Origin of the sequence: Pedobacter borealis DSM 19626 (genome assembly GCF_000708285.2) — a bacterium.
GTDB lineage: Bacteria > Bacteroidota > Bacteroidia > Sphingobacteriales > Sphingobacteriaceae > Pedobacter > Pedobacter borealis.
This window is the reverse complement of sequence record NZ_JAUG01000066.1, coordinates 20146-27004: the sequence shown is the minus strand read 5'-3', so window position 1 is coordinate 27004 and position 6859 is coordinate 20146. Positions and strand designations below refer to the sequence as shown.

The 6859-nt window shown below is 36.9% G+C and carries 6 protein-coding genes; 2 read left to right on the top strand and 4 right to left on the bottom strand.

Annotated features, from left to right (window positions below):
• Positions 1 to 470 precede the first annotated feature (470 nt).
• Positions 471 to 2237 carry a S8 family serine peptidase gene (locus AW17_RS16555; protein ID WP_167343688.1) on the top strand — a complete coding sequence of 589 codons (1767 nt, stop codon included), beginning with the start codon at positions 471 to 473 and terminating at the stop codon, positions 2235 to 2237.
• Between the two features lie 24 nt (positions 2238 to 2261).
• Here the strand turns inward: AW17_RS16555 and AW17_RS16550 are convergent, their stop codons facing one another.
• From AW17_RS16550 to AW17_RS16535, 4 genes are all read right to left on the bottom strand, one after another.
• The gene (locus AW17_RS16550; RefSeq protein WP_029278298.1) at positions 2262 to 3044 is read right to left on the bottom strand and encodes a polysaccharide deacetylase family protein; all 783 of its coding nucleotides are present in this window, start codon (positions 3042 to 3044) and stop codon (positions 2262 to 2264) included.
• Position 3045: 1 nt separating this feature from the next.
• Positions 3046 to 3978: a glycosyltransferase family 2 protein gene (locus AW17_RS16545; RefSeq protein WP_029278297.1), complete on the bottom strand. Its 933-nt coding sequence runs from the start codon at positions 3976 to 3978 to the stop codon at positions 3046 to 3048.
• Positions 3975 to 5159, bottom strand: a complete 1185-nt coding sequence (locus AW17_RS16540; RefSeq protein ID WP_029278295.1) for a glycosyltransferase family 87 protein — start codon at positions 5157 to 5159, stop codon at positions 3975 to 3977. The genes AW17_RS16545 and AW17_RS16540 overlap by 4 nt, the downstream gene beginning before the upstream one ends.
• A gap of 463 nt (positions 5160 to 5622) precedes the next feature.
• Entirely contained in the window at positions 5623 to 5838 is a 216-nt protein-coding gene (locus AW17_RS16535) for a hypothetical protein (RefSeq protein WP_029278293.1), read from the bottom strand.
• A gap of 920 nt (positions 5839 to 6758) precedes the next feature.
• Here AW17_RS16535 and AW17_RS23765 point away from each other — a divergent pair.
• Complete coding sequence (locus AW17_RS23765; protein ID WP_082035969.1) at positions 6759 to 6836, top strand: potassium-transporting ATPase subunit F; 78 nt, start codon at positions 6759 to 6761, stop codon at positions 6834 to 6836.
• Positions 6837 to 6859: the final 23 nt, after the last annotated feature.

Genomic DNA, 6859 nt, shown 5'->3' with positions numbered 1-6859 from the left:
TTCCTTAATGCCCTTAATCCCTTAATGGTGAGGAGAATTGTAACAGCGGTTATTTCTGCCATTAATGAGTTTAAAAAGGGGTAAGGTTCTGTTCCCGCAGATTACGCTGATCTCCGCTGAGTTTTACACCTTCCGCCCCAGGTTAGATAGCCCTGATGGCAGCGGAAATCCCTTTTGGACATAGGTAGGTTGTTTATCCCAAGGTTTTCCCAAAAGGATTGCAGCCGACAGCAGGACGGAACCCGACCCACATGTTACTGTTACTGCGCTCCAAAGCATCAAAAAATTGATCTTCTGGATTATATGTTTCTGGTAAAAGGACCTCGATTATTGCTAAGCATTTAAGGATTAGTCTACTCTTAAAGTAGCTACTCTAAATTGATTATTATACGCTTGTTAAAAAATGTAAAATCTTTCAACCTCAAGGTAATAAAACCGTATTATTGTAATATTACGTACATATTATGATGATGAATGTGAACCTGAAGAAATTAACTTTTCTTGCTTTTATTTTGTGTATAAATTTTGGCGTTTTTGCTCAAAGTAAGAATGTACAACTTCCTGCAAATTGGTTTAACCTCGATTTATTGGAAAACGGATATTTTGGTATCAGTACAGAGAAAGCTTATCGTGAGCTTTTAAAAGATAAAAAACCTAAGCAAAATATTATTGTAGCAGTAATTGATGGTGGAGTGGATACCAAGCACCCTGATTTGCAACGTGTTTTATGGACGAATAAAAAAGAAATCCCCGAAAATGGAATAGACGATGATGGCAATGGTTATGTTGATGATATTCATGGATGGAATTTTATAGGTTCAAAAAAGGGTAACCTGGAGTTTGATAATTTGGAACTGGTGCGTTTATTAAGGATTTATACACCAAAATATCAATCGACAACTAATTTAACGCCTTTAGACAGTGCACAAAAAGAAGAATTTAAGCTGTATAAAAAGATGGTTGGCGATTTCGGCAAAAAGTACGAAGATGCCAGCAATACCTTTTCAGTTCTGATTGCCATTAACAAAGTTTTAGATTCTGTAGCCAAGATCAATAAAAAAGAAATCCCTACGATGGAGGATGTTGACCGATATAAAGCCGATGATGAAACTGAAGAGCAGGTAAAAACAATCATCAGAAAAGGTGCTAAAGAGGATGGTAGTTTCGAGAAATTTTATAAGAATATAAAGGACGGGTACAAGCAATACGATGCAATGCTAAAGTACAACTTAAACCCTAAATATGATATGCGTGCAGAACTGGTGGGGGATGACTATAGTAATGCTTACCAAAAAGATTATGGAAACAATGACGTAAAAGGCCCTGATGCTTTTCACGGAACACACGTGTCGGGAATTATTGGCGCTGATCGCACAAATTCGATGGGTATTTTAGGCGTAGCCAATAATGTGAGTATTATGGCCATTAGGGTGGTACCTACAGGTGATGAACGGGATAAAGATGTAGCCAATGGCATCAGGTATGCGGTTGATAACGGTGCTAAAGTAATCAACATGAGTTTTGGTAAAAGTTACAAGTGGGATAAAAAAGCAGTAGACTCGGCAGTAAAATATGCAGAACTTAAAGGCGTATTATTGGTGCATGCAGCCGGAAACGATAACCAGAATAATGATATTGAAGAGAATTTCCCTAATAAGTTTTTCGATAGCAAAGAGGCTGAAGTTTATAAAGAAGCCAATAAAAAGCCTAGCAAGCCAGATTTTACCCCACCTAGGCCTATGTCACAAAATAATGGAATGGGTATGAGGCCAGCTTATGACCGATCTGCATTAGTAAAGCCTGTACCAATCGACTCAGCAAAGTTTAACCTGCCCCGCGCCAATAACTGGATCGAAGTAGGTGCAAGTGCTTATAAAGATGATGATAACCTCAAAGCCGATTTCTCTAACTATGGCAAATATAATGTAGATGTTTTTGCCCCTGGATTTTTAATCAAATCAACCGTTCCTGATAATAAATATGAAGAAGCTGATGGAACGAGTATGGCCTCGCCTGTTGTGGCTGGCTTAGCGGCGTTGATTTTAAGTTATTACCCAGATTTAAAACCAGCGCAGGTAAGAGAGATTATCATGAAATCTGTTTCGAAAGTAGTACATAAGGTGAAATATAAAAATGAAAGAGGTGAGAATGTTAGAACACCTTTTAGCGAAATATGTGTTAGCGGAGGTATTGTTAATGCCTACAATGCACTTAAATTGGCCGAAACGTATAAATAGCTTTCAGTTTACAATTGGCAGTTGTCAGTTTGAAGAAATAGTACGGATAAATTCCTGAAAAGTGCCAAAGGGATAATTTTTAGCCTTCATCCATGAAATAAGATCTTCTGTGCGTTTTGCCATTTTTGTGCCTGTGTTTTTTCTTACGTAAGCTGGGAAGCCAAAGCGATCAAAATCTTCTAAATCTGTAAATTCCCAAGGGTGGAAATAGATATTCAGGTACTTATCTTTTTTGTATGTCCAGCTGGCCAATGTTTTGTAAATGCCTAAAGGCAGATTGTGGAAAGACAGCCAAAACAGTGGAAACCTAATTAACGGGCTTACCGAAGCAGGAATCTGCAATACATTATTTTTGATGAAATGTGTTCTGGAGACATTAAAATTATTGTAGCGCCCTGGTAAATAGGTTGGATTAATGGACGTATTATAAGTATATCCAGCTTTTTCAATTTCCTTTTCGTCAACAGGCATCATTCTCGCCATGCGGTAACCTGTAATTTCTTTGCCAGAGAGTTCTTCTAATTTTAGTTTGGATTGGAGAAGATGTTCGGGTTTAAAATCAGAATGATAATAACCATGCGAGGCAAGTTCGTGGCCCGTTTCTGTAATCCTTTTAATCAGATCCGGAATATTTTCGGCAAAAGTAACTGTACAAAAAAAAGTAGCTTTTACCTCATATTTATCCAAAATATCCAAAATGGTAATGGTGCCAGCCCTCGAAATGGCAATCTGCTCTTCGAAAGAAATATCTTTTCCATATTCAAAAGGCATATCAAACTCTTCGATATCAAAACTTAACAGTACCATTTTATTTTTGCTGAATATTGGTTGAACGGATAATATAATTAGGGCGGTTTTTAGATTGCATAAACATTTTACCTACATATATGCCTATAATACCTAAGATAATGAGCTGTAGCCCTCCAAAAAAGACAATAGTCATAATTACAGATGCCCAACCAGAAACCTCTACATGATTTACAAATGCGTAAATAATATAGGGTATGTACAGTACAGAGGCAAAAGAAAGGATGAAACCGAGGTATACTGCAGAATATAAAGGTTTTATGCTAAAAGAGGTAACACCATGTAAGGCCAGCCTTAACATCTTTTTAAAGGTATACTTGCTATTCCCTGAAAAACGTGCTGCAGGATTGTAACGAATGGCAAACTGCTTAAAACCAAGCCACTTTACCAAACCACGTAGAAAGGGCTCGTTTTCGTGAAAATTCCTAAAAACGCTAACCACCTTTTGATCAAGTAAGCGGAAATCGGCTGCGCCCGGTTCGAGATCAATATCCGATAGCCAGTTTAAGGTTTTGTAGAATAGGTTTGATGAACTTCTTTTTCCTTTTGATAAATTTTTATCTTCTTCCCTGATGGTGTATACCACCTCAAAACCTTCCTGCCATTTCTGTAACATTTCCGGAATCAGTTCCGGAGGATGTTGCATATCGCAGTCCATAGAAATTACACAGTCGCCAAAAGCATGGTCCATGCCCGCTTTAACGGCCAATTGGTGGCCAAAATTTTTAGAAAATTCGAGGAAAAATATATTACCTGCTGTTGTGGCATAGTCCTTTATTTTTTCGAGGGTATGATCGGCGCTTCCATCATCAACCAGGATAATTTCATAATCGTAGTTGATGGTCGAAAAAACTTTTTTAATACTTTCGGCTATTACAAAAATATTATCGGCTTCGTTGTAAGCAGGAATTACTATAGAAATTAGTTTATTCATTTATCGGCAATCAGATAAGACTCAAAATCTTCTTTCATCATTTGATAGACTATGGTTAGCCAAATGATAACGCAAGGTAGGGCTTTAAGCGAATATAGACGAATAAATTCTTTAACCGGTCTTGGGAAAATATCGGTTGGCGATAGGCTGGTTAATATAAATGCAAAAATAAATAAGGCTATTATCCATCCTTTTTTAGGGTTTTGCTGCACCATAAACCAAATGGCAACACCTGCAAAAGCGATAACATAGGTTGGCGATTCAGAACCGCTGCTAAATATAACCGTAAAAATAAGTGTTGATGCCAATAACATTAACCTAAAGCCGAGGTGTTTATATTGCTTAATCCGTAAATAGGGCAAACCAAATAATACAAGACCAACCAGTAAAAATGGAGCATTTGGAATGTTTATGTTACCTGTTGCCCGTCTTACAATACCCATTATAGAAATATCCTGGAACGAAGTTAATGATGCATTTAAATCATTTTTATGGGCAAGGGAATGGTACCAGTCGCTATATGATTGGATTACAAATGCCGGAGATGAAATAACCATAGGCAAAGCAAACAGTACCGCAAAAGCAATAAAACAGCCTATGATAAATTTTAGCTTGTTTTTGCTAAAAAAGAAAAATGCCAGTCCAACAATTCCGTATAGTTTAACCAAAGTACCAAAGGCGATAAAAAAGGCGGACTGTATTTCCTTCTTTTTAATAAGATAAGAAAAACTGAGTAAAATAATCCCTGTTAGGGCAATATTAAACTGAAAACTAAAGAGTGCAGTTAAGGCTTCGTGTGCACAGATCCAGGCAATAATAGTGCGTTTGTTTAATGATATCGGCAGACTGTAAATTCCCCAAAGCAAAATCAATACATTGGCCACGTTCCAAAGAACAGCACCTAAACCATCGGGCAATAGTGCAAAAGGCGCAATAAAGATTGAAAATAAAGGTCCGTAGTGGTTACTGTCTAAATATTCTGGATAGTTATTGTATAAATTTTGCAGATCTACAGTATGCCAGTATACATATTTGAAAATCAGATAATTATTGTAAGAATGATGGTGGTACTGTTTGTAACCCGCAACAATAGCTAATAGCAGATAAATGGCAATTACGCATTGCTTTTTTAAAAGAAATGAGAATAGTTTGTTAAGATTAGCGTTTTTTGAGTTATTCATTATGATTTTGTGCCGCAATATAACCATTTTAACAGTTTGCATAATCATCTACATTATAGGTGTGTTTTATTGACTTGGTTATTAGGTGTTTATGGTGCGTATTTTTGGGTGGGTACTGGATAGACTAAAATTATGAACTATGGTGGATAGCCGTTATAATTGGATATTAGAGATATCTAGTAAGCATCGTTTAGGGATGATTGCGCAAATCAGTACAATGATGTTCTTGCTCTTATACTGATTTTAATTTATGATATTTTCGATAACGCTAATTTTTTTCTTTCATTTAATCCTAACTTAATTTCCAATTAATACACTTCACTTACTTTTGAATTATAAATATTTGGATAGTATTTATAAGGTTTAGTTGGTTAATAGAAGAGCCCCATCATTATTTATGATACAGATTCTTTGTTTTTTGAAGGATTTTCATCCAAACTAAATTGCGGGGTTTAATGTACTACTACTCTTCTATTGATACCGGAACACCGCGATTTTCAGTTTTATGTAGTTCTTTGCTTCTAACCCTGCTTAAGGTTTCCAATCTCATTCCTAAATAGCGTGCCAGATAGCGGAACGGTATTTTGTTTAAGCCTATTTTTCCGCTTTCTGCCAGCTTTTGGGTACCGTCGCAACGCATTAGGTATTCTGGCCAGTATAGATCTTTCGGATGCAGCATAATAGTGTACTGCTAACAGTTTTCGCCCGATAATGTTGGCTTCTTCGAAATGGGAATACGCATAGTCGATTAACGTATAGGGAATGCGGATTAGCTCGCAATCTTCGAGCGCCTGTAAATATTCTACAGAGTGGTTAGCTTGTAAATCAGGGTGACGGATGGCCCCTACGATATTGTTCCCAAAGCAAAACCAGGTGGTGATATCTTTGGCACCGTCTTTTATGAAACCACGAACAATGCCACTTTTTACAAAGTAAAGTGCTGCATTACTATCAACAGGAGAGACAATATGTTTATTCTTTCTGATGGTGACTAATGAGCAATGTTTTTCGTACTGTGCAATCAGTCCATTGGAAAGTGGAATTGCCCCGGAGACTCAGAAAACACGGAATTAAATTGTGAGGTCTTAGCGAGATGCTAAGACGAGAGATTAGGAATCACTAAGACGATCGTCATCCTCTTTCCTAGTCTTTAGCGCCTCGCTAAGGCATAGTTTTTGCCACGGAGACTCGGAGAACTTGGAATTAAATTGTGGGGTTTTATCGAGAGACTAAGACAAGAGTTAGTTCAGCAGGACGTAACAAGGGATTGAACAGAGCAATCATTAAAAGATTTGCTTCGCAGAGCCTTCGAGTTCTTCATTGCGCTCAGAATGACAACAATATCATCGTCTTCCCAAATGAAAAAAACCTTTCCAAAATGGAAGGGTTTTTTTATGTCTAATTTTTATTTGTAAAATGTATTTAATCGTAAGTAGCTTTAAATCAGTTCTATATGTGTGGTTTTTCTTTTGTGGTACAAGAGTTGGCTAATGGCATACAAAATCATTACAATCATGACAATACTATTTTTTTTAATCCTAATTCTGCTCTGCTGGGCTACTTACAAATCAATCGACTGGTTCGAAAAAATCTAACATTATGATCGCATTATTCATTATCGCCATCGCCGTATTTATCTATATGATCTACGTGCTGATCAAACCTGAAAAATTTTAATCCTTTCTCCTCTACAGAGGATA